Genomic DNA, 22,697 nt, shown 5'->3' on the forward strand with positions numbered 1-22,697 from the left:
CTTCAGCTCAGGAGGACAACAGCCCATGGCCCCGGTCATCTATCCCACCACCAATTTCACCGCCACCGAACAGCTCTGCCTTGAGCGCGGCGAGGGCATCTATGTGTTCGACAGCGAGGGCAACAAATATATCGAAGGGCTGGCCGGGCTCTGGTGTACATCGCTGGGCTACAGCAATACCGAAGTGATGGATGCGATCACCGAGCAGCTGCATAAGCTGCCATTTTCGCACACCTTTGGCGGCAAGACCCATCAGCCGATCCAGGATCTGGCGAAGAAGCTGGCCGCGATGGTGCCGGTGGAGGACGCCTATATCTTCTTTGGCAACTCAGGCTCCGACGCCAATGACACCCATTACAAGATGCTGCGCTATTACTTCAACGCAATCGGCAAGCCGGAGAAGCGCAAGATCATCACCCGCGAGCGCGGCTATCACGGGGTCACGGTTGCAGCCGGTTCGCTGACCTCCCTGCCCGCGAATCTCGCGCATTTTGATGCCCCACTGGAGGCGCTGTCGATCCTGCGCGCCGACTCGCCGCATTATTACACCGCCCGCAAGGGCAATGAGACCGAGGCGCAGTTTGTCGAGCGCATCCTTCAGAACCTCGAAGACCAGATCCTGGCGGAAGATCCCGACACGATTGCGGCGATGATCGTGGAGCCGATCACCGGCGCCTCTGGCGTGATCGTGCCGCCGGAGGGCTACTATGAGGGGCTACAGGCGCTGCTGCGCAAATATGGCATTCTGGTCTGGGCCGATGAGGTGATCTGTGGCTTTGGGCGCACCGGCGCCGATTTCGGCTGCACCACCATGGGCATCAAGCCGGATCTGATGACCTTTGCCAAGCAGTTGTCCTCGGCCTATTTCCCGATCTCGGCCTCGGTCATTCCGGGCTGGATGTATGAGGCGATGGTGGATCAGACCAATCAGGTCGGCGTGTTTGGGCATGGCTATACCTACTCCGGGCACCCGGTCGCCTGTGCTGCCGCGCTGAAGACGCTCGAAATCTACGAGCGCGACAATCTGTTCGACCACGCCGCCGAGGTTGGCAGCTACATGCAGGCGCAGCTGCGCGAGATCTTCACCGATCATCCGCTGGTGGGCGAAGTGCGCGGCAAGGGGCTGATCGCGGCGCTGGAACTGGTGTCGAACAAGACCACCGGCGCAAGCTTTGACAGGGGCCTTGCCGGGGCCACCGCGCAAAGGCTGTGTCAGGACAATGGTCTGATCCTGCGGGCCGTGGCCGGGAATGCGGTCGCGCTCTGCCCGCCGCTGATCATCACGAAGGATGAGGTGGACGACATGCTGGCACGCCTGAAAACCGCGATCGACGCCAGTTTCGAAGAGCTGAAAGCAGCCGGTCACCTGGCGCATTGAGGCCGCAGACGCCCCAGTGTGCGACGACGGACCGACAAGAGCAGCGCCCCGGCTGAGGCGCTGCTTTTTTATCGCCCCCAAGACCTCCGCCTCGCCAGACAACAGGCTGATAGCGACACCCGCGAGATCTGTGCGATATCCGATAATGTCACAATCTTGCGGTTTTTCCCCGTGAAAGGATCACAAATTACTGCGAGGTTTGTCTTATCCCAAGGGTGTTCCAAACCTTGCATTTCAGCACCAGCGCATTTCGCGATCCCGCATGGCCCTGTGGTCGGATGGTTTCGGGGGGAACCTGATGGTCCGGGACCTGTGGGATACGGAGACCAATGGGTCCGGGGACCACTGTATCCGGTAGGTCGGGGGAACCGGGGCATGGGACGTGAGGCGGCACGGACCGCGTCACTCCCTGCCGCCGGACAGTCTGGCTGAAACTCTGCGTGAAGTTCTGCCTGACAGGCTGCGGGCCGCAGAGCTTACTGTCTGAGCCTTTGAGCCGGATCCCAGGTCAGAACACCTTGAACGTCATCGTTGTCAGCGAGCGTTCGATTCCCTCGATATCGAGCAGCTGATCGTTGATGTATTTGCCAACATCCTGATCGCTGGGAATGTAGAGTTTCATCAGGAGATCATAATCGCCACTGGTGGAATACAGCTCGGAGTGGATTTCACGCAGGGCAATCTCTTCGGCCACTTTGTAGGTGGTGCCGGGTTTGCAGCGGATCTGGATAAAGACGCAGGTGGACATGATGGCCCTCAACTGTTTGGGAATGCGTGGTTTGCGCGCCAAGCTGGCATGCGGGCGCAGCGGAGGCAATCCCCGGCGACGGGCATGAGAGGCTGGCCGCAGACAATTGGCGCAACAGTTTTGCGCCAATTGACGCGGCAGGCTTGAGCGCGGCCCCGCCCTGCCCCTATAAGCAGCGGCAGGATATCAAGGACATGCCGACCATGCGTACCGCTCAGATCACCCGCAAGACCGCCGAAACCGAGATCAGTGTCGAGATCAACCTCGATGGCACTGGTGCCTATGACAATCAGACCGGCGTCGGTTTCTTTGATCACATGCTGGACCAGCTGTCGCGCCACTCGCTGATCGACATGACCATCCGCGCCAAGGGTGACTATCACATCGACGACCACCACACGGTGGAGGACACCGGCATTGCACTGGGTCAGGCGCTGGTTGCCGCACTTGGCGATAAGAAAGGCATCAACCGTTATGGCGAATGCCACCTGCCGATGGATGACGCCCAGGTGCGCTGTGCGCTGGATCTGTCGGCACGCCCCTTCCTGATCTGGAACGTTGAGCTGCCAACCCAGAAGATCGGCAGCTTTGATACCGAGCTGGTGCGGGAGTTCTTTCAAGCCTTGAGCACCCATGGCGGCATCACCCTGCACATCGACCAGCTGCACGGGTTCAACAGCCACCATATTGCCGAGGCCGCGTTCAAGGCGGTGGCGCGCGCGCTGCGCACCGCCGTTGAGACCGACCCGCGCAAGGCGGATGCGATCCCGTCCACCAAAGGCGCTCTGTAAATGCTGACCGCGATCATCGACTATGAATCGGGCAATCTCCACTCCGCCGAAAAAGCCTTTCAGCGCATGGCGCGGGAGGTGAATGGTGGCGAGGTGATCGTGACCTCTGACGCGGATGTGGTGGCGCGGGCCGATCGGCTGGTGCTGCCCGGCGACGGCGCCTTTCCGGCCTGCGCAGAAGAACTGCGCGGCCATCGCGGCATCTATGAGGCGATGGTGGAGGCGGTCGAGCAGAACGGCCGACCCTTCCTCGGCATCTGTGTCGGCATGCAGCTGATGGCCACCACCGGTCATGAGTATCGCGAGACGCCCGGCCTTGGCTGGGTTGAGGGCGATGTGGTCAAGATCACCCCCAGCGACCACAGTCTGAAAGTGCCGCATATGGGCTGGAACAATCTGGTGATCGACCATGACCACGCGATTTTTGATGGTATTTCCTCAGGCGATCACTGCTATTTCGTGCATTCCTATCATTTCCGCGTCACCGATCCGGCGGAACGGCTGGCGCATGTGGACTATGGCGGCGATGTCACGGCCGTCATCGGGCGCGACACCATGGTGGGGATGCAGTTTCACCCGGAGAAAAGCCAGGATATCGGCCTGCGGATGATCGGGAACTTTCTGACCTGGCGACCGTGACGCAGCGGTTGACCCGCAGCATATGATAAAGCCGCCTGCTGCACAGGCGGCTTTTGTTTTTGAGTATTTATGGAAAGATGACAGGCGGGGCGCGATCAGGCCGCTGCCCTGCGCAGCGAGAGCGGCGCCGCGCCATAGGCCTTGCGAAAGGCACGGCTGAAGCCTTCGGGGCTGGCATAGGCATAGCGGCGGGCCACCGCCTCCACCCGGTCGCCGCGCGTGAGATCCTGATGCGCCAGAATCAACCGCCAGCGGCGCAGGTACCCCATCGGGGTTTCGCCGACAGCGGCCCCGAACAGCTCGGCAAAGCGGGACAGCGACAGGCCGGCGACCTCGGCCAGATCGGCATTGCTCCAAAGGCGGCCGGGGTGATCGTGCATCGCCACAATCGCCCGGCTGAGACGCGGGTCGGACAGCCCTGCCAGCAGCCCCGGCTCCGTAGCACCCTCGCGGATCTGATGCCGCAGCAGCCGCACCATCAGCACCTCCCCCAGCCGGTTGATCACCGATTGCGCCCCACAGCGCTGCGCATCAGCCTCATCCCGCATCAACCGCAGCAGATCCCGGGCCTCCGGCTTGTCGGCGATGTCATAATCCACCAGCCCGGGCAGTGCGGCGATGAGCGGATTGCGGCGCCCTGACCAATCCACCCGTGCCGCCCACATCACCCTGTCGGGCGGTTGCGCCGGGGCATCATCACAACTGCTGTAGAGCAGCCGCACCGGCTCCCCCGACGCATCCGCCAGAGCGATAAGATTGGCCTCTCCCGGTGCGGCAGCGCGAACGGAGAGCTGGAAACGCTCCATCAATGTGGTCAGGCGGTCCATGATATCGGTGTTTCCATCAGATTTTTCGGATTTATCTGATACTATGCTGCGTCATACTTCGAGACAAGCCCCCAGGGCTGACTTCGAACAAGGAGCGACAACATGTTGATGCCACGCCAACCCACGCCCGATCTGACCCTGCCAACGCTGGACCATGGACCGTTTGACCTGTCGCGGGAAGACAGCCAGCGCGGCACCGTGATCTGCTTTTATCGCGGACTGCACTGCCCGATCTGTGCCAACTACCTCAAGGAACTGGAAAAACGGGTGGCCGATTTCGCCAGCCGTGGCGTGAACTGCATTGCGGTCAGTTCGGACGGCGAAGAGCGCACCCGCGCTATGGCCGAGAAGATCGAGGCGAAGAACCTACGGTTTGGCTATGATCTGCCCCTGAATGTCGCCCGCCAATGGGGTCTGTACCTGTCGACCTCACGCGGGAAGACATCAATCGGGATCGAGGAGCCGGCGCTGTTCTCCGAACCGGGCCTGTTCATGGTGACCCCGGAGCAGACGCTCTACTATGGGTCGGTGCAGACCATGCCCTTTGTCCGGCCGCATTTTTCAGAGCTGGTATCGGCGCTGGATTTCGCCATCGCCAACGACTATCCGGCGCGCGGCGAATACGACGGCGACGTCTGACGCGGGCTGCGCCAGGTCGCGGCGCCAGTCGGCCACGGCGTGCTGTGGCCGGATCGCCACCTGCCTCAGGTCGACAGGCAGAAATCCGGGCAAGAATGGATGGACAGCGGTGCCGCACAAGGGCATACACCGCAGACCCAGATATCCCAGTCGCTTGCAGGTCACCGTCCGGTGCAGATCCGTCTTGAAAAATTCGACCACCAGGAAGGCCAGCACCGCTATTGCGTGCTGCATCTGAGCCGAACCCTGTTTGGCGAATGGTGTGTCGAGCAGACCAGCGGGCCCTTGGGTGAGGCCGGAGGGCAGCAGCGGCGCAGCTACTATGCCTCGCAGGAGATCGCGCTGGCCGCAGCGGCGCAGCAGCGCGACCGTCAGATCAAACGCGGCTTTGTCCCGATTCCGGTTCAGCTGGGGCTGTTCTAGACGGGCACAAAAAAGGCGGCGCAGACATCCCCTCCACGCCGCCCGTCCGATCACTCACAGCAATCCGGCTGTTTACTTCACGCGGCTCCAGGTCTGTTTGGAGCAGATCAGCCCGCCCGCGACACAGCCCCGCAGAGCCAGCGATGCGCCCGACAGGTTCATCTTGCCGATGTAGATCTTGTTGTTCGACGGCCGCCAGACCTTGCCCGCATAAGACCCGTCGCCATTGGCCACCATATCGATCACCAATGTCTTGCCGATATTGGGGGATATATACTCTCCCTCGGCATTGAAGGTCCGGCTGATCTTGCCGCAGACCGCCGCGCCGCAGGGCGCCATGGTGACATGCGCATAAGAGCCGTCATCCGTCTGCGTCTTCCAGGTGCCCAGCACCGGATCCGCCGCCGCCATGCCCGCCAGCCCCAGTGCAAATGTCACGCCAAGTGCCAGTTTCTTCATGTGTCATCCTCCCTTTTGCAGCCAGTCTGGCCGCCAACAGGCAATTCAGGCAAGCTTGACCTCGGGTCGCGTTGCAATCACGGGCCGCCTTGTGCAAAAGAGGCGTCAGAGCAGGCCCGCCCCCGATCACCGGCGACCGGAGGCGGCGGTCCCGGCTCAGACAGTTCTGGCAGTACCGATAAGGGCACGCGATATGATCCTCTACCCCGCAATTGATCTCAAGGACGGGCAAGCCGTTCGCCTGCTGCATGGCGATATGGACAAGACAACGGTCTTCAACGACGATCCGGCCGCGCAGGCGCTGGAGTTTGTCGCCGCAGGCTGCGAATGGCTGCATCTGGTCGATCTCAACGGTGCCTTTGCAGGCGAGCCGGTCAATGCGGCCCCGGTCGAGGACATTCTGAAACGGTGCCAGGTGCCCGCACAGCTGGGCGGCGGTATTCGCGATATGGCGACCATCGAACGCTGGATCGACAAGGGGCTGGCGCGGGTGATCCTTGGCACCGTGGCGGTGGAAAATCCCGATCTGGTCCGCGAGGCGGCACGTGCATTCCCGGGCAAGGTTGCCGTCGGCATTGACGCGCGCAATGGCCGCGTTGCGACCAAAGGCTGGGCCGAGGAAACCGATGTGATGGTTACGGATCTGGCAAAATCCTTCGAAGACGCAGGTGTTGCCGCGATCATCTACACCGATATTCTGCGCGACGGCGCCATGAAGGGGCCGAATATCGAGGCAACGGCAGATCTGGCCAATGCCGTCAGCATCCCGGTGATCGCCTCGGGCGGCGTGTCCTCGCTCGACGATTTGCAGGCCCTGAAATCCTGCGGCGCGCCGCTCAATGGCGCGATTTCCGGCCGCGCCCTCTACGATGGGGCCATCGACCTCGCGCAGGCGCTGAAGATCCTGAAGGGCTGAGACCTGGTCTTCTTCTGGCCGAAAATATCCCGGGGGTGAATGGGCCAAAGGCCCAGAGGGGGCAGCGCCCCCGCCCCGGCCCCCGGCCCCCGCTCCCGGTTGGCTCCAGCTGCCCCCGCAGCGGATCAGCGCGCGGCGGCCGCCGTCAGTTTTGCCAGCGCGCCCTGCATCTTGGCGATGACATCGGCATCAGCCGCGATATCCAGACCCGCCAGCATCTCTGACGGGTTTTCATAGGTCAGCCAGACCTGCCCCTCGGCATCCTCATGGACCAGAACCTTCAGCGGCAGGAAAAGCCCCGCCCGCATATCCGCCTGCATCGCGGGGGTGCCCAGCTGGGGGTTGCCAAAGATCAGGAGTTGCGCCTCGGCGAGGGACATATCCACGGCTGCCGCACCCGCAGCGTGGTCCACCCGGGCAAAAACCGTGGCCCCGGCGCCTTCGACCGCCGCCTGTAGCGCATCCATGGTGTCAGACACGGAACTCGGGCTCGGAACCGTCATCAGTTCGGCTGCGGCCGGGATCGCGGAGAGGGCAGCAAGAGTTCCGGCAAGGGCGAGGGATTTGATCATGGCGATGGCTCCGAGAAAATGACAACATGCCAGCAGCACAGGCCAAGCTGGGCAAACAGGCAATTCACATCTCAGGCATCGGCAGAGTGTCGCTGACCTGACCGCCCCTCGGTGGCCCACCCTCTGCCAGGCAAGACCCGCGGTCGACACCCCAGGGCCACGCGCGGCCTGCGGCACCGCGCCTGCTTTCCATTCCTCACGTAATGGCGTCTATTGCGCGGCGACAGCGCAACCGGCGCCTCCGGTTGCGATCACAGACACGAAAGTTCTCCCATGCCCCGCGTCCGCAAGACCCGCCTCCCAGACAGCGCCCGTTTGTGGCAGATGGTATCGCCCGGTGATTTTGTCGATGGCTATGCGGTCGACAGCCCGCTCACCCCGCGCGAGGCCGCCGATATCGGCCTGTCGATGCCGGGCTGGGCAGCCGCACTCCTGCGGCTGCGCAATGCCTTGGTCCGGCCGCTCGGACTGAAGACCGAGGTGAGCGACAGCGGCGAGGGCGCGATTTTTCCGGTGACATTCGAGGACAGCCGCGAGCTGATCCTGGGCGCCGATGATGCTCATCTCGATTTCCGGATCACCGTATTGCGGCACGAAGGACGGATTCACATGGCCACCTGGGTGCATCGTCACAATCTGCTGGGACGGATCTATCTGGCGCTGGTGATGCCGTTTCACATCCTGATCATCCGTGACAGCATGCGCCGCATCGCGCGGCACCGCCCGATGATTGCATCCCAACCACCCGCGCAGTAAAGACACAAGGCACCCCCAGCGGCAAAGGGATCGCCATGCTGAAGACCCGTATCATCCCCTGTCTCGACGTGGCTGACGGCCGCGTGGTCAAAGGTGTCAATTTTGTCGGCCTGCGCGATGCCGGAGACCCGGTTGAGGCGGCCAAGGCCTATGACGCGGCAGGCGCGGATGAAATCTGCTTTCTCGACATTCATGCAACCCACGAAAATCGCGGCACCATGTTCGATATGGTGCGACGCACCGCAGAGCAGTGTTTTGTGCCGCTGACCGTGGGCGGTGGGGTGCGCACAAAGGATGATGTGCGCGCGTTGCTGCTGGCAGGCGCCGATAAAGTGTCGTTCAATTCCGCAGCCGTGGCCAACCCGGATGTGATCCGCGAGGCGGCCGATCAGTTTGGCAGCCAGTGCATCGTCTGCGCCATCGACGCCAAGACCGTGGCCCCCGGCAAATGGGAGATCTTCACCCATGGCGGGCGCCGCGAAACCGGCATTGATGCGGTGGACTTTGCCCGGCTGGTCGTTGCCAAGGGCGCCGGGGAAATCCTGCTCACCTCGATGGATCGCGACGGCACGAAATCCGGCTTCAACCTGCCGCTCACCCGCGCCATTTCGGATGCGGTGGACGTGCCGGTGATTGCCTCTGGCGGGGTTGGCACGCTCGACCATCTGGTCGAGGGCGTCACCGAAGGCGGCGCCAGCGCGGTTCTGGCGGCGTCGATCTTCCACTTTGGCGAATACACCATCCAGGAGGCCAAAGAGCATATGGCCAAGGCCGGTATCCCGATGAGGCTGACATGAGTCTGCTGCACGATCTCGAAGCCACCATTCTGTCCCGCAAGGGGGCTGATCCGGAGAGCAGCTGGACCGCCAAACTGCTGGCCAAGGGTCCAGAGAAATGCGCCGAGAAATTCGGCGAGGAAGCCATTGAGGCCATCATCGAGGCGGTGAAGGACAACACGGCCGGACTTGCCTCCGAGGGCGCCGATGTGCTGTATCATTTTCTGGTGATGCTGGCGGCCCGCGATGTGGCGCTGGATGATGTGCTACAGGTGCTGGCCGAGCGTCAGGGTCTGAGCGGCATCGCCGAGAAGGCCGCCCGCCCCAAGGGCTGAAATCCAGGCCATGCGGCGGATCAGGGGAGGCGCTGCCTCCGCGCGGCACGCGCGGCTTGCCCTTGACGCGCCAAGACCCCTTACAATCGTCAAGGCCCTTCGAGGGATCCCAACACATCGTCTGCGCCGCGCAGCGGCGCCCGGCCCAACCGTGTATGCCGCCCGTCAGGGCGGCGGGAATGGGCGGGAGCGCCCTGCCCGGCGGTCGGGCATCACAGTTTCGACGAGATGATTCCGGTGGCAAACCCACCCATGCGCAGCTCGCCAAACAGGCGCTGATATTCAATCTTGGGGCACCGGTTCTGGATCACGGTGAGGCCTGCCGCTTCTGCCCGTTCAGCCGCTTCGGCATGTTCGACCCCGATCTGCATCCAGATCGTCTGCAGCCCCTCGCAGACCTCCAGCGCCTCCTCGACAATGGGTGGGACCGCCTCTGAGCGGCGAAAGATGTCGACCATATGCACCGGCTCGTCGATGTCCCGTAGACTGGCGTGAATGGTCTGGCCGAACAGGGTTTTGCCGGCATGACCGGGATTCACCGGCAGAACGCGATAGCCCTTGAGCCCGAGATAGCGGGCCACATAGTAGCTGGGACGCACCGGGTTCGTGGAGACCCCGACCACGGCAATGGTCTTGCTGCGTGTGAGCACGTCCTTCAGATGTCGATCGGAATAGTCTGGCATCGCTCCCCCGGCTGTTCTGGCCTTGTATCAAGGCGCCCTCATCGCGCTTCGATCTGCCTGAGCCTATCGGCTGGGACACGAGGTGCAAGATGAATTGCAACGGCTCTGACGCCCGCTGGCGGACCAGCCTGCTGGTGCAAGAACGAGAGATAAAGCCCGGTCAGACAATAAAAAAGCGCCCAGGACAAACCTGGGCGCGAGGTATGGAACGAGGGACAGTGAAAAAGATCTGCGAAGGTTCCAATTCGCAGTCTGTTAATAATATGGGATGGTCATCGCGTTTTGAAAGGGATCCTCTCAAATTCGTGACATTTCTCCTGCGGGGCCAGTCACATAGGCCCATAGCACAAGCAGGCGTTCGAGGCGGTCATTTGCGCAGGACGGCTGGCCACTGCTGTTCGGCATCAGCGATCAACCTCAGCCGCTCCGCCTCCCAGGCGGCCAATGCGCTGGGGTTGTTCAGGAGATAGAGTCGCCCGTCGGCAATCACCCAGAGCGTCGGATTGCCGGGCGCCAGATATCCCTGCGACAGCGCATAGGCGCAATAGCCGCCAAATCGTGGCGCAAAAGCTCTGGGATTGCGTTCGAATTCTTCCTGATTCTGCGATGAGGCAAAGCGCCAGATCGCCCCGCGCCACAGGATCGCATGGTCTTGCTGACCGGGGATTGCCGCGCCATCCTGAAAGAACGCCACCACGTCATGGCCGCCCACCGCCAGCCCCCGCGGCGCGGAGACCAGTGCAACCTCCGCCCGTGCTGGCGCGGCTGTCAGCGTCGCTGCGGCCAGGGTGATCAGCGCGCCCAGGCACAGGGCGGCGAGCCTGGATCCCGCCTTGCCATCGCTTCGCGATGCGGCCCCGCCGACCACCAGACCGACCAGCAAACTGGCCAGCAAACCAGCCACCAGTCCTGCCGAGGCACCCAACACGGGCTGCGCGCAGGCGCGCCAGCTCCGGCAGATGATGGCAGTCGAAAACGTCACGGGCGTGCAGGTCCTTGTCAGGCAACTGGGGTTGAATTTAAAGCGCAGCAAGAACAGTCGCTCTTACCCGGCCAAGTCTGCCCGGCGCGCAGGCCGCTGCAAAGGGTGGATACGCATTTGTGATGGATCCGTGACCTTTGCACAGATGCGCCCAACCCCTGATCGGGGCTGGGCCGCCGCTAGCGGTTCAGCTGGCGGCATCGACAGGCAGGCAAGGCTTAGCGCGCAATGGAGGCATAAAGCGCAATCGCCGCGGCATTGGAGACGTTCAGCGATCCGAATCCGCCCGCCGCGTCAATCTTCACCAGATGATCCACAGTTTCCTTGGTCTTCTGGCGCAGGCCCGGCCCTTCTGCCCCCAGCACGAGGGCTACCGGATCCCCCTTGCGCCCCTCAAGCACGGTTTCGATGGTCTCTTCCGCCTCGCCATCAAGGCCGAGCACCAGAAACCCCATCCGCTGCAACTCGACGATGGTATCGGCGAGATTGCGCATCCGCAGATAGGGCTGGCGCTCAAGCGCGCCGCTGGCGGTTTTTGCAAGGGCGCCGGTTTCCGGTGCCGAGTTGTGCCGCGTGCCGATCACGGCGCTGGCGCCCAGCACCTCGGCCGAGCGCAGGATGGCACCGACGTTATGCGGATCAGTGACCCGGTCCAGGAGCACCACACGCGGGCGTTCGGCACCGATGCAGTTTTCCGCCAGACCGCCCCAGTTCAACGGCTTGACCTCCATCGCCGCGCCCTGATGGACGGATTGTTTGTCGATCGGCGGGTTGAACTTGCGCGGGTCGATCACCTCGGCTTCGATACCCGACTGGGCGATGGCATCGGCCAGTTTCGCCTCGGCGTTCTGGGTCACCATCAGACGCAGTTTTTCGCGCTTGGGATTGAGCAGCGCATCGCGCACCGCATGCAGACCGAACAACCATACTGTTTCCGCCGAGGCTGCCTTTTTGGACTGCTCTTTTTCGACGACCCATTTGGGTTTTTTAGACATTTTGCTCTCCAGCAGAAAGAAATCCGGACCCGTGTGAAAATCTGGCGATTTTCCTGTTGACGCCCCTTTGGCCTGCTTGTAATCACGCCTCCACATCAGGTGCAACACGCAACTGATTGTGGGCGACAGGCCGCAAGGTGTGGCAGGGGACTGTAACTCCCTCGCGGAGACGCACGCCTGGTTCGATTCCAGGGTCGCCCACCATCTTCTCTCTTTCAGTGACGGTAAGCAAGAAGATGGTGGCAGCCGCCCGGACCATGGGCGCATCTCGCAAGCCTCTGATACATATCACTATTCCGGCACATCAAGACGCTCAGCCGCTGAGCTGCTTTCCATGTCATCTGCTGATGATCCGTGGCTGCGGCAGAAGAAAACCGGCGCAGCAATCTGCGCCGGCCTCATCGAATTGGAGGTTGGACGCGAAGGCTTCAGCGCTCCTGTTCGGCCTGTGCGACGGCGGAATGGACCCAGCTTACCAACGCCTCAAGGTCCGGTTCGGCCTCCTGTGCCAGCCCGTCGGAAAAGCTCTGAAACGCCTCCACATTCATCCGGTTCACACCTGAAACCACGACCGCGCCGCGCGCCAGCGCTTCGCCGATAACGGGGCGCATCCCGCGCCCGTCAGCTTCGTGTTTGCCAAATTTATTGACCAGCAGAACCTGCGGCGCCGGGTCCTGCCCCAGCGCTGCCGTGACCTGTCCAACCGCGCGCTCCAGCGCCTCGGGGTTCAGGCGGCAGCCGCGTGCCTCGGGGCCGAGAGACTGTGAGATGCGGATGGTTTCGCCCGCGGGCAGAACGCGCACATCCATGTCACAGAGCTGGCTGTCGTAGCATTCGGTGTTGGTCTGGACGATGCCGGCCAACCGCAGCCCATCGGCCTGCAACCGCTCCGCCAGGGCGCTGAGTAGTTTATCGGTGGCACCGCGTTCCTGGGTCATCACGTAGGACAGATGCATTGTGGCCTCTTGCTAGGAAATTGCGTGCCCGCAGGCTAACCCCAAATGCACATGACAGCCAGAGGCCCGATTGCCGCGCGATACACGACTTTGGCATCAGACACGCTGTGCCAGCATCAGCACCGGATCATAGGTCAGCCGCACGCCCCCCTGATGGCCAAAGCGGCGACGATAGTCCTCCTCGAACTGGCGCAGTCTTCTGCGGGTCCAGCCTCCCCGAGACTGGCCATTCACGCCCGTTGCCCGCAGGTGGCGCAGCACGGCGCGCGGGGTCTCAAAGCTGAGCGTGATCGGAGCCTGCCGCAACTCGACAAGTCGCAGTCCCGGCGGCAGATGCTGCGCCCATTCGTGGTGATCCATGTAGTTGGGCGCCGCCGCCCCGGACCCCAGCGCGACCAATTCGTGGAAATGCGCGTGCCCAAAGCCAGAGAGCGCCAGCCAGCCACCGGGGCGCAGCGCGGTCTCAAACCCTTGCAGGAGGGAAGGCAGGTCGCCGATCCACTGCACAACCGAGGCAGCCGCGATCAGGTCCAGGTTTTCGGGCAGCGCGAGGGTTTCGATCCGTCCCGGCAGGAAGAGCGCCGATTGCCCATGCGCTGCAAGAACCGGCTGAAGGCCTGCCTCTGCCTCTGGCACAAGGTCGTTGAGCGTGAGATGGCGGACCGACAGATCCCGCAACAGCGCATCGGTCAGATGGCCGGTCCCTGCCCCGAATTCAAACAGATGTGCGACGGGTGAGGTACCGATATGTGCAGCGAGGAGCGCCGACAGCTCTGCCGCGATCTGTGCCTGCGCGCTGGCAGCATCGTGGTAGCTCCCAAGCCCACGGCGAAAGGCGCGGGCCACGCGGGCGGCATCCACGGTTGGGGGGGGCAGATCCCTCATGACAGCAGGGCCTGCCAGCTGTCGAAGTGATCAAACGGCGCATGGGCGGCTGTGGGCAGCTCCCTCAGCGTCACGCCCGCCCAGGCCCGGTGCTGATTTGCGGGCGGAAAGATCCGGTCCCGCCCGGCGATCCAGACCAGATCAAAGCCGACAGCCGGCGCCGGTCCGCGCTGCGCGACCGCATGCAGCTCGGCCCGGCGAGCGTCAATGTCGATCTCATGGGGAGACTGCGGCGCATTGAATGTCCGGCGCAGGAACTGGGCAAAGCTCTGCTCACTCAGCCCCTCTGCGGTCCTGGCCATCACCTCCGGCGGGATGCCGCGCGTCTCGTCCACAGGCGCAAGGGTGCCGTTGACCGCGACCTTGCGATCAAAGGGATCGCCGCGCCCCTGCTGCCAATGGGCATAACCCGCAACGCCGAAAGACCAGGCCAGCAGCGTGACATGATCGTAGCCAGACAGATCGGGGAGATCGGCATCAAGGCTGCGGAAATCGCTGACAAACAGAACATCCTCAGGGCCGGTGAGATGCGCAAAAACATCCGCCCCAATCGCCCAGCCGCCGAAGACCACGATGGCCTCGGCTGCCTCGTTCTGTTTGAACCAGCGGAATTCCATCGCCTAGAGTTCCCGCGCCAGCCGCAGCATGCCTGCGGTGATTTCGCTCAGCTGATCTGCCGATGTGATGAAGGGCGGCATGGTGTAGATATTGGTGCCGAAGGGGCGCAGGAACACGCCCATCTCATGCGCCCGCGCGTGCGCCTCATCCGCCGAGACGCGGTGCTTCATCTCGATGACACCAATGGCGCCCAAGACCCGCACATCAGCCACATTGGGTAGATCGCGGGCCGGGGCCAGTTCGGCCTGCAACTGCTCAGCGATGGCCGCCACGGTGCCGCGCCAGTCCTGTCCGGTCAGCAGATCCAGAGAGGCCTTAGCCGCGGCGCAGGCCAGCGGATTGCCCATGTAGGTCGGCCCGTGCATGAACAGACCGGGACTGCCGCCGCCGATGCCCTCCGCCACACGGTCGTTGGTCATGGTGCAGGCAAAGGAGATATGGCCGCCGGTCAGCCCCTTGCCGAGGCAGATGATGTCCGGCTCCACTGTGCAAAAATTGGTAGCGAACAGCTCCCCCGTGCGACCAAAGCCGGTAGCGATTTCGTCGAAGATCAGGAGGATACCCAGCTCATCGCAGATGATACGGGCCTGATTGAGATATTCCGGGTGGTAGAAATACATACCGCCAGTACCCTGCACCACAGGTTCCAGGATGAAGGCGGCGATCCTTTCTGCGTTGGCCTCCAGCACATCGCGCAGTTCACCCAATCCGTTTAGGGCCGGGTCGTCCACCCAGTCCTCATGGATGCGGACCGGCGGGCGTGAGACGAAATGCTGCACGCTCAGCGCGCCCTGGAACAGGTGGTGCATCCCGGTGTCGGGGTCGCAGACGCTCATCGCCTTCCAGGTATCGCCGTGATAGCCGGAGCGGATGGTGGCGAACTGCTGGCGGTCCGGCTGCCCGATGGCGTGCTGGTACTGCACCGCCATTTTCATCGCGACCTCGACCGAGACCGAGCCGCTGTCGCAGTAAAAAATGCGCGTCAGGCTTTCGGGCGCGATCTCCAAGAGCTTGCGGCCCAGGTCGATGGCGGGGTCATGGGTCAGCCCGCCGAACATCACATGCGGCAAGGTGTCGAGCTGGGTGTGGATCGCCTTGGTGATTGCCGGATTTTTATGCCCGTGCATCATGCACCACCAGGACGACATGGCGTCGATCAGCCGGGTGCCGTCGTCCAGGGTGATGTACATGCCCTCGCTTTCCTTCACCACAAAGGTTGGGCCAGGCTTGGCGACGTTGGTGTAAGGGTGCCAGAGGTGCTGCTGGTCGAATTCCAGCTGGGTGAGGTCTGCCGCACTCATGCCATCTCTCCTTGGTCCAAGGCCTCCTTGATCAGGTCCACGTTGATGCTTTCGGCAAAGGTATCTTCGAGCACCGTTCTTGTCCGGTCGATAGACCGGGCCGCGCCCGACCCTCCCCCCGGAAGGGCGCTTCGCACCCGCCCAGGCTCGGGCGTGGCCCTCAGCTCTTCCATGAAGGGCAGCCGTCCCAAATGCGCGACCTGGCCGAACTGGCAGATGGTTTCCTCCACCGCCGGTTCCGCGTCGCCTATGAAGGCCACTCCGACCACCGGACAGCCTGCATCGCGCAGTGCCTTCAGCGACAGCAGCGTGTGGTTGATGGTCCCCAGCTGCGTCCGGGCGCAGAGGATCACCGGGGCGCGCCAGCGGGCGAACAGGTCGAGGTACAGCAGCTTGCGGTTCAAGGGCACCATCAGCCCGCCCGCGCCCTCGGCCACCAGCACGCCGTCCACCTCGGGCAAGGACAGCGTATCTGGGTCGATCTCCACCCCTTCGGCCTCCGCCGACAGATGCGGCGAGGCGGGCAGTTGCAGCAGGTACCCCTCGGGCAGCGCCGGGCGGCCCGACAGGCGGGCTACGATCTGGCTGTCGGTCTCCTCCTCCAGCCCGGATTGCACCGGCTTCCAGTAGGTGGCACCGAGCGCCTGCACCAGACCGGCGGAAAAGATGGTCTTGCCGATGCCGGTATCGGTTCCGGTGACAATCAGCGCGCTCATGCTGCACTCTCCATTTCCCGGGCGAGGTCTTCGAACATCCGGGTGATGACCTCTGCCCCTGTGTTCAATGTGATCGACAGCCGCAGCCGCGAGGTGCCGCGCGGCACCGTCGGCGGGCGGATGCCGCGGATGTCATAGCCGCGGGCCTGCATCCTCGCGGCCAGCGCCATGGTGCGCTTATCGTCGCCGATCACCACCGGCAGAATTTGGCTCTGGAAACCCTCCAGCCCGCACAGGCGCTTGGCCTCGCCTTGCGCATGGTTGGTCCCCTGCCACGCCCGCTCGCGGCGGCCCGGGTTCTGTTGCAGCTCCTGCAAGGCGGCCCGCACCAAAGCCGCATTCAAGGGTGACGGCGCGGTTGCGAAGATGAAGCCGCGCGCTTTGTTGATCAGAGTCTCGATCAAAACCCGCTGGCCGCAGATCAGCGCGCCGGAAGCGCCCAGCGCCTTCCCGCAGGTGTGCAAGGAAAGGACGTTGGGGCGGTGGGCGATGTCATGTGCCAGCCCGCGGCCCAGATCGCCGAACACGCCGGTCGAATGCGCCTCATCCACCACCAGCACTGCGCCCTCTGCATCCGCCAGCGCCATCAGCGCACCGAGTGGCGCCAGGTCGCCGTCCATGGAATAAACCGCCTCTACCGCGATCCAGACCTGGCCTGAACCGCCTGTCGAGCGCCAATCCTTCAGCACCCGTGCCGCGTCCTCCGCATCGCCATGAGCGAAGCTGCGGGTCTCTGCCCGGCCCAGCCGCATCCCGTCATGGGTGCTGGCATGGATCAGCACATCATAAAGCACCAGATCATCTTGATGCGGCAGCGTGGAGAAAATCGCCTGATTGGCGTTGAAGCCGCCGCCCATGAACAGCGCCGCCTCGGTGCCGAAGAACGCGGCCGCCTCCGTCTCCAGCAACTGGTGTTCGGCGTCATTGCCGCGCAACAGGCGCGAACCGCCCGCCCCCACCGGCACGCCGCGCGCCAGCGCATCTGAAGCGGCGGCGCGCAGAACATCGCTGCTCGCCAGCCCAAGGTAGTCGTTGGAGGCAAAGTCATGCCCGTCCCGCGGCATCAGTTGCCGGTAGCGTCCGCGTGTGCGCAGCGCTTCCAGCGATGTCTCATGCCTCGGAAAGGCGCCCGCCATCAGCGGCTGCCGTCGCAGCCCGCGGCCATGGCGGTGATGCCCAGACGGTCGAACAGCTGCTGATCCTTGTCCTCTTCGGGGTTGTCCGCAGTCAGCAGCGTATCGCCCACAAAGATCGAGTTGGCACCGGCAAAGAAGCACATCGCCTGCATCTCATCCGACATATCAGTGCGGCCTGCGGAGAGGCGCACATGGGATTTCGGCATCAAAATCCGGGCCAGCGCCACGGAGCGGACAAATTCGATCGGGTCCAGCTTCTCGACATTGGCGAGCGGCGTGTCGGCGATCGGGATCAGCATATTGACCGGCACCGAGTCGGGATGCACCTCCAGCGTCGCCAGCGCCAGCATCATGTCGATGCGGTCCAGCTGCTGCTCCCCCATACCGACGATACCGCCGGAGCAGACCTTGATGCCCGCCTCGCGAACCCGGTTCAGGGTGTCGATCCGGTCGGCAAAGGTGCGGGTGGTGATGATCTCGGAGTAATACCGCTCCGAGGTGTCGATATTGTGGTTGTAATAATCCAGCCCTGCGTCGCGCAGGCGGAACACCTGCTCTTCGTCCAGCATGCCCAGGGTCATGCAGGTTTCCATGCCCAGGTCCTTGACGCCCTGCACCATCGCCTCAAGTGCGGCCATGTCGCGGTCCTTGGGCGAACGCCAGGCGGCGCCCATACAATAGCGCGTCGCGCCGCCTTCCTTGGCTTTCCTGGCCTCGGCAATCACCCGCTGCACCTCGATCAGCTTGGAGGCCGAGAGCTGCGCGCCGTTGCGCGCCGACTGCGAGCAATAGGCGCAATCCTCGGCGCAGCCGCCGGTCTTGATGCTCAGGAGCTTGGATTTCTGCACCTGATTGGGGTCGAAATACTGCCGGTGCACGCTGTGCGCCTCAAACAGCAGATCCATGAACGGCTTGTTGTAGATCGCTTCCGCTTCCTCGCGGGTCCAGTCGGTGCGGATGGGTGCAGCGTCCAGCATGCTGTCTCCTGTTCTCTATACCTGTCGGCCATGCGCGGATGGCGTTGCGGTTTTATAGATAACTTGTAGGGTTGCGATCAAGCGCAAAGCTGCGATGCAGCGATTTGCCCCACCGGAGGAGTCATCTTGGACTTAGTGCATTGTTATTTATACATATAAATAATCTATAAAATAACAGGTTGACGGGATGACAGCATCTCCCCTACCCCTAAGGCACGCAGGGGAGTCCCGCCAAGGGGACTGAGAGGCGTTTTGGTGCGGGGCAACCCAAACCGGCGGCGCGACCCTTTGAACCTGACCCAGTTGATACTGGCGTAGGAAGCTAGGCATGCACGGCGCCGGGACAAATACACCCCGACCACCCTGCGTTGACCGAACAAGAGGGCCGCGCGCTCTCTGTTTCCCGAGCCAAGCCTCATCTGGTGTCTTTTCTGAGTCTAGGCTTCGAGGAGCACCATAATGAACGTCCCCAACCCAAAGATCACCACAGGTGGCCTGCCCGCATCGCGCAAGATCTACGTTGCAGGCGAGGTCCATCAGGACATCCGCGTGCCGATGCGCGAGATCGCCACCCACCCCACTGCGGGCGAGGCGCCGCTGCCGGTCTATGACAGCTCCGGCCCCTACACCGACCCTGACGTGCTGACCGATATCCGACAGGGCCTGCCCGCCCTGCGCCGCCAGTGGACCCTCGCGCGCGGCGACGTCGAGAGCTATCAGGGCCGCGATGTGAAGCCAGAGGACAACGGTTTTGTCGAGGGCGACCGGCTGGTGCCTGAGTTCCCGGTGAAGCCTGCCCCGCTGCGCGGCAAGGACGGCGCCGCGCCAACCCAGCTGGCCTATGCCCGCGCCGGTATCATCACGCCGGAAATGGAATTCGTGGCGATCCGCGAAAACCAGCTGCGCGAGCTGTCGCCCTGCCACGGCAAACGCGACGGCAATGACTTTGGCGCCAATATCCCCGACTACGTGACTCCGGAATTCGTTCGCTCCGAAATCGCCGCCGGTCGCGCCATCATCCCGGCCAACATCAACCACCCCGAACTCGAGCCGATGATCATCGGCCGCAATTTCAAGGTGAAGATCAACGCCAATATGGGCACCTCTGCTGTCACCTCCTCAATGGAGGAAGAGGTGGACAAGCTGGTCTGGGCGATCCGCTGGGGTGCTGACACGGTGATGGACCTGTCCACGGGGCGCAACATCCACAACACCCGCGAATGGATCGTGCGCAACTCGCCGGTGCCGATCGGCACCGTGCCGATCTATCAGGCGCTGGAGAAGGTGAATGGCATCGCCGAGGACCTGACCTGGGAAGTGTTCCGCGACACGCTGATCGAGCAGGCCGAGCAAGGTGTCGACTATTTCACCATCCACGCGGGCGTGCGGCTGCACATGGTGCCGATGACGGTGAACCGGGTGACCGGGATCGTCTCGCGCGGCGGCTCGATCATGGCGAAGTGGTGCCTGCATCACCACAAGGAGTCGTTCCTCTATGAGCATTTCGAGGAGATCTGCGACATCTGCCGCCAGTATGACGTTTCCTTCTCGCTGGGCGACGGGCTGCGCCCCGGCTCCATCGCCGATGCCAATGACGAGGCGCAGTTTGCCGAGCTGGAAACCCTTGGGGAACTCACCAAGATCGCTTGGGCCAAGGATTGCCAGGTGATGATCGAGGGTCCGGGCCATGTCGCCATGCACAAGATCAAGGAAAACATGGACAAGCAGCTGGAGTGCTGCCACGAGGCGCCGTTCTATACGCTGGGGCCGCTGACCACCGACATCGCGCCGGGCTATGACCACATCACCAGCGGCATCGGGGCGGCGATGATCGGCTGGTTCGGCTGCGCGATGCTGTGCTACGTGACGCCGAAGGAGCACCTGGGCCTGCCTGACCGGGACGACGTGAAAACCGGCGTGATCACCTATAAGATCGCCGCCCATGCGGCTGACCTCGCCAAGGGTCTGCCGGGTGCGCAACGCCGCGATGATGCGCTGTCCCGCGCACGGTTTGAATTCCGCTGGGAAGATCAGTTCAACCTGTCGCTGGACCCGGACACCGCGCGCGAGTTCCACGACCAGACCCTGCCCAAGCAGGCGCATAAGGTGGCGCATTTTTGCTCCATGTGCGGGCCGAAGTTCTGCTCGATGCGGATCAGCCACGACATCCGCGCCGAGGCGCAGAAGGAAGGCATGGAGGCGATGGCCGCCAAGTTCCGCGAAGGCGGCGAGCTGTATGTGCCTGCACCTGAGGCTGCGGAACCGGCGGAATGATCACCATCGCAGGCGCAGGCCTCGCCGGTCTCGCCTGCGCCTATGAGCTGGCGCAGCGCGGGGCCGCCGTGCGGATCTACGAACGCGCGGCTGCGATCGGTGCAGGCAGTGTCGCGCGCTATGCCGGCGGCATGCTCGCCCCCTGGTGCGAACGCGAAAGCGCCGAGGAGGCGGTGATCACCCTCGGAGGCCGCGCCATCGACTGGTGGGCCAAGGTCACGAGCGTCCACAGGCGCGGCACGCTGGTGGTTGCGCCTGCCCGCGACCGGGCCGAGCTGACCCGCTTTGCCCGCCGCACCACCGGGCATCGGGGCGTGGACGAGGCCGAGATCGCGACGATGGAGCCGGCGCTGGCGGGGCGGTTTGCGCAGGGGCTGTTCTTTGAGCAGGAGGCACATCTGGACCCGCGACAGGCGATCCGGGATCTGGCGGCTGCGGTCTCTGCCCTTGGCGTTGAGATCTGTCTGGGGGCTGATGCGCCGGGAAGCGTTGATCTGGATTGCCGAGGCATCGCCGCCGCAGGACAGCTAGCAGATCTGCGCCCGGTGCGCGGAGAAATGGCCATTCTGCATTGCCCGGAGGTGAAGATCAGCCGCACGCTGCGGCTGCTGCACCCGAGAATACCGCTGTACCTCGTCCCACGCGGCGACGGGCTGTTCATGATCGGCGGCACCATGGTTGAAAGCACATCAGCGCGCGCGATCACCCTGCGCTCGCTCAGCGAGCTGCTAAATGCTGCCTTCACGCTGCATCCCGGATTTGCCGAGGCCAGCGTTGTGGAAACAGGCGCCGGGCTGCGCCCCGCCTTTGCCGACAATCTGCCCCGCCTTCATCAGGACGGCGGGACGCTATTCCTCAACGGGCTGTACCGCCACGGATTTCTGCTGGCGCCCGCGATGGCGCAGCAGGTGGCGGACCGCCTTAGACCGGAGACATCAGATGAACATCACCGTGAACGCCAAAGCGCATGAGGTGAGCGCCCGGACGCTGGAAGCTGCGCTGCGCGAGCTGGGCTATTTCAGCCCGTCGGTCGCCACCGCGTTGAATGGCGCCTTTGTGGCCCGCACCCGACGCGCTGACACCGAGCTGAACGAGGGCGACCGCATCGAAGTGCTCGCCCCGATGCAGGGGGGATAACGATGCAGATCTATGGAGAAGAGATCACCTCGCGGCTGCTGCTGGGCACCGCCCAATACCCCTCGCCTGTGGTCCTGAGCGAGGCAATCAGGACCAGTGGCAGCGAGATCATCACCGTGTCCCTGCGGCGCGAGACCGCTGATGGCTCCGGCGCGGGATTCTGGGACGGCCTGCGCGATACCGGCTGCCGCATCCTGCCCAATACCGCAGGCTGCCACTCCGTGCAGGAAGCAGTGACCACCGCCCAGATGGCGCGCGAGCTGTTCGGCACGCCCTGGATCAAGCTGGAAGTGATCGGCCATTGCGACACGCTGCAACCGGATGTGTTCGGGCTGGTCGAGGCCGCGCGTACGCTGTCTGACGATGGGTTTCAGGTCTTCCCCTACACCACCGACGATCTGATGGTCGGAGAGAAACTCCTTGAGGCGGGCTGTGAGGTGCTGATGCCCTGGGGCGCGCCGATCGGATCCGGTCAGGGCTTGCGCAACCCGGATGGCCTGCGCGCGATGCGGGCCTATTTCCCTGAGGTGCCGCTGATCGTGGATGCGGGCATTGGCCGCCCGTCGGATGCGACGCAGGCGATGGAGCTGGGCATGGATGCCGTGCTGCTGAACACCGCTGTGGCCAAGGCCGGGGATCCTGCCGGAATGGCGCACGCCATGGCGCTGGCGATTGAGGCCGGGCGCGCCGGATATCACGCAGACCCGATGGAGCGGCGCGATATGGCGGTGCCCTCCACCCCTGTTCTTGGCCTCGCAGCGCTAAGCTGAGCTGCGCC

27 protein-coding genes, 1 tRNA gene and 1 riboswitch are annotated in these 22,697 nt (G+C 63.5%); of the genes, 14 read left to right on the forward strand and 14 right to left on the reverse strand.

Features of this window, described 5'->3' with window-relative positions; genetic code table 11:
* Positions 1-25: 25 nt before the first annotated feature.
* The gene (locus tag VWZ81_RS15880; protein ID WP_416543583.1) at positions 26-1,378 is read left to right on the forward strand and encodes an aminotransferase; all 1,353 of its coding nucleotides are present in this window, start codon (positions 26-28) and stop codon (positions 1,376-1,378) included.
* 508 nt (positions 1,379-1,886) lie between these two features.
* Here the strand turns inward: VWZ81_RS15880 and VWZ81_RS15885 are convergent.
* The gene (locus VWZ81_RS15885) at positions 1,887-2,126 is read right to left on the reverse strand and encodes an Lrp/AsnC family transcriptional regulator (RefSeq protein WP_340545022.1); all 240 of its coding nucleotides are present in this window, start codon (positions 2,124-2,126) and stop codon (positions 1,887-1,889) included.
* A gap of 203 nt (positions 2,127-2,329) precedes the next feature.
* Between VWZ81_RS15885 and hisB the strand changes: the two genes are divergently transcribed.
* Both hisB and hisH read left to right on the forward strand, forming a co-directional pair.
* Positions 2,330-2,917, forward strand: coding sequence for an imidazoleglycerol-phosphate dehydratase HisB (gene hisB / locus VWZ81_RS15890; protein WP_340545021.1), 588 nt, complete (start codon positions 2,330-2,332; stop codon positions 2,915-2,917).
* Positions 2,918-3,556 carry an imidazole glycerol phosphate synthase subunit HisH gene (gene hisH / locus VWZ81_RS15895; RefSeq protein ID WP_340545020.1) on the forward strand — a complete coding sequence of 213 codons (639 nt, stop codon included), beginning with the start codon at positions 2,918-2,920 and terminating at the stop codon, positions 3,554-3,556.
* Between the two features lie 95 nt (positions 3,557-3,651).
* Here the strand turns inward: hisH and VWZ81_RS15900 are convergent, their stop codons facing one another.
* Positions 3,652-4,383 (reverse strand): AraC family transcriptional regulator, encoded by a 732-nt coding sequence (locus VWZ81_RS15900; protein WP_416536741.1) that lies wholly within the window; start codon positions 4,381-4,383, stop codon positions 3,652-3,654.
* 102 nt (positions 4,384-4,485) lie between these two features.
* Between VWZ81_RS15900 and VWZ81_RS15905 the strand changes: the two genes are divergently transcribed.
* Positions 4,486-5,022, forward strand: coding sequence for a peroxiredoxin-like family protein (locus VWZ81_RS15905; protein ID WP_340545018.1), 537 nt, complete (start codon positions 4,486-4,488; stop codon positions 5,020-5,022).
* Between the two features lie 171 nt (positions 5,023-5,193).
* Complete coding sequence (locus VWZ81_RS15910; RefSeq protein ID WP_416536740.1) at positions 5,194-5,445, forward strand: WGR domain-containing protein; 252 nt, start codon at positions 5,194-5,196, stop codon at positions 5,443-5,445.
* A gap of 72 nt (positions 5,446-5,517) precedes the next feature.
* Here the strand turns inward: VWZ81_RS15910 and VWZ81_RS15915 are convergent, their stop codons facing one another.
* Positions 5,518-5,904, reverse strand: coding sequence for a DUF2147 domain-containing protein (locus VWZ81_RS15915; RefSeq protein WP_416543582.1), 387 nt, complete (start codon positions 5,902-5,904; stop codon positions 5,518-5,520).
* A 193-nt stretch (positions 5,905-6,097) separates the two neighbouring features.
* On the opposite strand from VWZ81_RS15915, the gene hisA reads away from it, so the two are divergent.
* A complete protein-coding gene (gene hisA, locus VWZ81_RS15920) occupies positions 6,098-6,820 on the forward strand; it encodes a 1-(5-phosphoribosyl)-5-[(5-phosphoribosylamino)methylideneamino]imidazole-4-carboxamide isomerase (protein ID WP_340545015.1) in 723 nt (240 codons plus the stop codon).
* 125 nt (positions 6,821-6,945) lie between these two features.
* Here hisA and VWZ81_RS15925 read toward each other — a convergent pair whose 3' ends face one another.
* Entirely contained in the window at positions 6,946-7,392 is a 447-nt protein-coding gene (locus tag VWZ81_RS15925; protein ID WP_340545014.1) for a DUF302 domain-containing protein, read from the reverse strand.
* A 273-nt stretch (positions 7,393-7,665) separates the two neighbouring features.
* Here VWZ81_RS15925 and VWZ81_RS15930 point away from each other — a divergent pair, with 273 nt between their 5' ends.
* Genes VWZ81_RS15930 through VWZ81_RS15940 form a run of 3 tightly spaced genes read left to right on the forward strand, consistent with a single transcriptional unit; the run spans position 7,666 to position 9,259 of the window.
* The gene (locus tag VWZ81_RS15930) at positions 7,666-8,148 is read left to right on the forward strand and encodes a DUF2867 domain-containing protein (protein WP_416535526.1); all 483 of its coding nucleotides are present in this window, start codon (positions 7,666-7,668) and stop codon (positions 8,146-8,148) included.
* A gap of 35 nt (positions 8,149-8,183) precedes the next feature.
* Positions 8,184-8,945 carry an imidazole glycerol phosphate synthase subunit HisF gene (hisF, locus tag VWZ81_RS15935; RefSeq protein ID WP_340545012.1) on the forward strand — a complete coding sequence of 254 codons (762 nt, stop codon included), beginning with the start codon at positions 8,184-8,186 and terminating at the stop codon, positions 8,943-8,945.
* Complete coding sequence (locus VWZ81_RS15940; protein ID WP_340545011.1) at positions 8,942-9,259, forward strand: phosphoribosyl-ATP diphosphatase; 318 nt, start codon at positions 8,942-8,944, stop codon at positions 9,257-9,259. The genes hisF and VWZ81_RS15940 overlap by 4 nt, the downstream gene beginning before the upstream one ends.
* Before the next feature lie 212 nt (positions 9,260-9,471).
* Here VWZ81_RS15940 and VWZ81_RS15945 read toward each other — a convergent pair whose 3' ends face one another.
* From VWZ81_RS15945 to rlmB, 3 genes are all read right to left on the reverse strand, one after another.
* Positions 9,472-9,942, reverse strand: coding sequence for a CoA-binding protein (locus tag VWZ81_RS15945; protein WP_416535524.1), 471 nt, complete (start codon positions 9,940-9,942; stop codon positions 9,472-9,474).
* Between the two features lie 367 nt (positions 9,943-10,309).
* Positions 10,310-10,924, reverse strand: a complete 615-nt coding sequence (locus VWZ81_RS15950; RefSeq protein ID WP_416540453.1) for a YHS domain-containing (seleno)protein — start codon at positions 10,922-10,924, stop codon at positions 10,310-10,312.
* 218 nt (positions 10,925-11,142) lie between these two features.
* Positions 11,143-11,919 carry a 23S rRNA (guanosine(2251)-2'-O)-methyltransferase RlmB gene (gene rlmB, locus VWZ81_RS15955; RefSeq protein WP_340545008.1) on the reverse strand — a complete coding sequence of 259 codons (777 nt, stop codon included), beginning with the start codon at positions 11,917-11,919 and terminating at the stop codon, positions 11,143-11,145.
* Between the two features lie 120 nt (positions 11,920-12,039).
* Here rlmB and VWZ81_RS15960 point away from each other — a divergent pair.
* Positions 12,040-12,123 (forward strand) — tRNA-Tyr (locus tag VWZ81_RS15960).
* Between the two features lie 224 nt (positions 12,124-12,347).
* On the opposite strand, the gene VWZ81_RS15965 is transcribed toward VWZ81_RS15960, so the two are convergent.
* The 7 genes from VWZ81_RS15965 to bioB all read right to left on the reverse strand — a co-directional run bounded on the left by VWZ81_RS15965 (position 12,348) and on the right by bioB (position 18,508).
* On the reverse strand, positions 12,348-12,875 hold the full coding sequence (locus VWZ81_RS15965) for a DUF2478 domain-containing protein (RefSeq protein ID WP_416538100.1): 528 nt from the start codon (positions 12,873-12,875) through the stop codon (positions 12,348-12,350).
* 96 nt (positions 12,876-12,971) lie between these two features.
* A complete protein-coding gene (locus VWZ81_RS15970) occupies positions 12,972-13,760 on the reverse strand; it encodes a methyltransferase (protein ID WP_416538099.1) in 789 nt (262 codons plus the stop codon).
* Positions 13,757-14,377: a pimeloyl-ACP methyl esterase BioG family protein gene (locus VWZ81_RS15975; protein WP_416543169.1), complete on the reverse strand. Its 621-nt coding sequence runs from the start codon at positions 14,375-14,377 to the stop codon at positions 13,757-13,759. The genes VWZ81_RS15970 and VWZ81_RS15975 overlap by 4 nt, the downstream gene beginning before the upstream one ends.
* 3 nt (positions 14,378-14,380) lie before the next feature.
* A complete protein-coding gene (gene bioA / locus VWZ81_RS15980) occupies positions 14,381-15,679 on the reverse strand; it encodes an adenosylmethionine--8-amino-7-oxononanoate transaminase (protein WP_416543168.1) in 1,299 nt (432 codons plus the stop codon).
* Positions 15,676-16,395 (reverse strand): dethiobiotin synthase, encoded by a 720-nt coding sequence (gene bioD / locus VWZ81_RS15985; protein WP_416543167.1) that lies wholly within the window; start codon positions 16,393-16,395, stop codon positions 15,676-15,678. Before bioD ends, bioA begins: the two co-directional genes overlap by 4 nt.
* Positions 16,392-17,531 carry an 8-amino-7-oxononanoate synthase gene (locus VWZ81_RS15990; RefSeq protein WP_416543166.1) on the reverse strand — a complete coding sequence of 380 codons (1,140 nt, stop codon included), beginning with the start codon at positions 17,529-17,531 and terminating at the stop codon, positions 16,392-16,394. Before VWZ81_RS15990 ends, bioD begins: the two co-directional genes overlap by 4 nt.
* Positions 17,531-18,508: a biotin synthase BioB gene (gene bioB / locus VWZ81_RS15995; RefSeq protein WP_416535518.1), complete on the reverse strand. Its 978-nt coding sequence runs from the start codon at positions 18,506-18,508 to the stop codon at positions 17,531-17,533. Before bioB ends, VWZ81_RS15990 begins: the two co-directional genes overlap by 1 nt.
* Positions 18,509-18,717: 209 nt before the next feature.
* Positions 18,718-18,846: riboswitch (TPP riboswitch) on the forward strand.
* A gap of 121 nt (positions 18,847-18,967) precedes the next feature.
* On the opposite strand from bioB, the gene thiC reads away from it, so the two are divergent.
* The 4 genes from thiC to VWZ81_RS16015 are packed head-to-tail and all read left to right on the forward strand — an operon-like array spanning position 18,968 to position 22,689.
* The gene (gene thiC, locus VWZ81_RS16000; RefSeq protein WP_340545000.1) at positions 18,968-20,782 is read left to right on the forward strand and encodes a phosphomethylpyrimidine synthase ThiC; all 1,815 of its coding nucleotides are present in this window, start codon (positions 18,968-18,970) and stop codon (positions 20,780-20,782) included.
* Positions 20,779-21,753 carry an FAD-dependent oxidoreductase gene (locus tag VWZ81_RS16005; RefSeq protein ID WP_416543165.1) on the forward strand — a complete coding sequence of 325 codons (975 nt, stop codon included), beginning with the start codon at positions 20,779-20,781 and terminating at the stop codon, positions 21,751-21,753. The genes thiC and VWZ81_RS16005 overlap by 4 nt, the downstream gene beginning before the upstream one ends.
* A complete protein-coding gene (gene thiS, locus VWZ81_RS16010; protein ID WP_416540460.1) occupies positions 21,722-21,919 on the forward strand; it encodes a sulfur carrier protein ThiS in 198 nt (65 codons plus the stop codon). The genes VWZ81_RS16005 and thiS overlap by 32 nt, the downstream gene beginning before the upstream one ends.
* 2 nt (positions 21,920-21,921) lie before the next feature.
* Complete coding sequence (locus tag VWZ81_RS16015; RefSeq protein WP_416543164.1) at positions 21,922-22,689, forward strand: thiazole synthase; 768 nt, start codon at positions 21,922-21,924, stop codon at positions 22,687-22,689.
* Positions 22,690-22,697 lie beyond the last annotated feature (8 nt).

It is taken from the genome of Phaeobacter sp. JH20_34, assembly GCF_048056095.1.
In the GTDB taxonomy this organism is placed as follows: domain Bacteria; phylum Pseudomonadota; class Alphaproteobacteria; order Rhodobacterales; family Rhodobacteraceae; genus Phaeobacter; species Phaeobacter bryozoorum.

Excerpts from the sequence above, each read along its gene's own strand:
- hisB (WP_340545021.1), top strand. The coding sequence starts at position 2,330 with ATGCGTACCGCTCAGATCACCCGCAAGACCGCCGAAACCGAGATCAGT.
- VWZ81_RS15915 (WP_416543582.1), bottom strand. The coding sequence starts at position 5,904 with ATGAAGAAACTGGCACTTGGCGTGACATTTGCACTGGGGCTGGCGGGC.
- bioA (WP_416543168.1), bottom strand. The coding sequence starts at position 15,679 with ATGAGTGCGGCAGACCTCACCCAGCTGGAATTCGACCAGCAGCACCTC.
- bioB (WP_416535518.1), bottom strand. The coding sequence starts at position 18,508 with ATGCTGGACGCTGCACCCATCCGCACCGACTGGACCCGCGAGGAAGCG.
- VWZ81_RS15885 (WP_340545022.1), bottom strand. The coding sequence starts at position 2,126 with ATGTCCACCTGCGTCTTTATCCAGATCCGCTGCAAACCCGGCACCACC.
- hisF (WP_340545012.1), top strand. The coding sequence starts at position 8,184 with ATGCTGAAGACCCGTATCATCCCCTGTCTCGACGTGGCTGACGGCCGC.
- VWZ81_RS15940 (WP_340545011.1), top strand. The coding sequence starts at position 8,942 with ATGAGTCTGCTGCACGATCTCGAAGCCACCATTCTGTCCCGCAAGGGG.
- VWZ81_RS15900 (WP_416536741.1), bottom strand. The coding sequence starts at position 4,383 with ATGGACCGCCTGACCACATTGATGGAGCGTTTCCAGCTCTCCGTTCGC.
- VWZ81_RS16005 (WP_416543165.1), top strand. The coding sequence starts at position 20,779 with ATGATCACCATCGCAGGCGCAGGCCTCGCCGGTCTCGCCTGCGCCTAT.
- VWZ81_RS15880 (WP_416543583.1), top strand. The coding sequence starts at position 26 with ATGGCCCCGGTCATCTATCCCACCACCAATTTCACCGCCACCGAACAG.
- VWZ81_RS16015 (WP_416543164.1), top strand. The coding sequence starts at position 21,922 with ATGCAGATCTATGGAGAAGAGATCACCTCGCGGCTGCTGCTGGGCACC.
- VWZ81_RS15990 (WP_416543166.1), bottom strand. The coding sequence starts at position 17,531 with ATGGCGGGCGCCTTTCCGAGGCATGAGACATCGCTGGAAGCGCTGCGC.
- VWZ81_RS15905 (WP_340545018.1), top strand. The coding sequence starts at position 4,486 with ATGTTGATGCCACGCCAACCCACGCCCGATCTGACCCTGCCAACGCTG.
- hisA (WP_340545015.1), top strand. The coding sequence starts at position 6,098 with ATGATCCTCTACCCCGCAATTGATCTCAAGGACGGGCAAGCCGTTCGC.
- VWZ81_RS15930 (WP_416535526.1), top strand. The coding sequence starts at position 7,666 with ATGCCCCGCGTCCGCAAGACCCGCCTCCCAGACAGCGCCCGTTTGTGG.
- VWZ81_RS15975 (WP_416543169.1), bottom strand. The coding sequence starts at position 14,377 with ATGGAATTCCGCTGGTTCAAACAGAACGAGGCAGCCGAGGCCATCGTG.
- VWZ81_RS15970 (WP_416538099.1), bottom strand. The coding sequence starts at position 13,760 with ATGAGGGATCTGCCCCCCCCAACCGTGGATGCCGCCCGCGTGGCCCGC.
- VWZ81_RS15965 (WP_416538100.1), bottom strand. The coding sequence starts at position 12,875 with ATGCATCTGTCCTACGTGATGACCCAGGAACGCGGTGCCACCGATAAA.
- rlmB (WP_340545008.1), bottom strand. The coding sequence starts at position 11,919 with ATGTCTAAAAAACCCAAATGGGTCGTCGAAAAAGAGCAGTCCAAAAAG.
- hisH (WP_340545020.1), top strand. The coding sequence starts at position 2,918 with ATGCTGACCGCGATCATCGACTATGAATCGGGCAATCTCCACTCCGCC.
- thiC (WP_340545000.1), top strand. The coding sequence starts at position 18,968 with ATGAACGTCCCCAACCCAAAGATCACCACAGGTGGCCTGCCCGCATCG.
- bioD (WP_416543167.1), bottom strand. The coding sequence starts at position 16,395 with ATGAGCGCGCTGATTGTCACCGGAACCGATACCGGCATCGGCAAGACC.
- VWZ81_RS15945 (WP_416535524.1), bottom strand. The coding sequence starts at position 9,942 with ATGCCAGACTATTCCGATCGACATCTGAAGGACGTGCTCACACGCAGC.
- VWZ81_RS15925 (WP_340545014.1), bottom strand. The coding sequence starts at position 7,392 with ATGATCAAATCCCTCGCCCTTGCCGGAACTCTTGCTGCCCTCTCCGCG.
- thiS (WP_416540460.1), top strand. The coding sequence starts at position 21,722 with ATGAACATCACCGTGAACGCCAAAGCGCATGAGGTGAGCGCCCGGACG.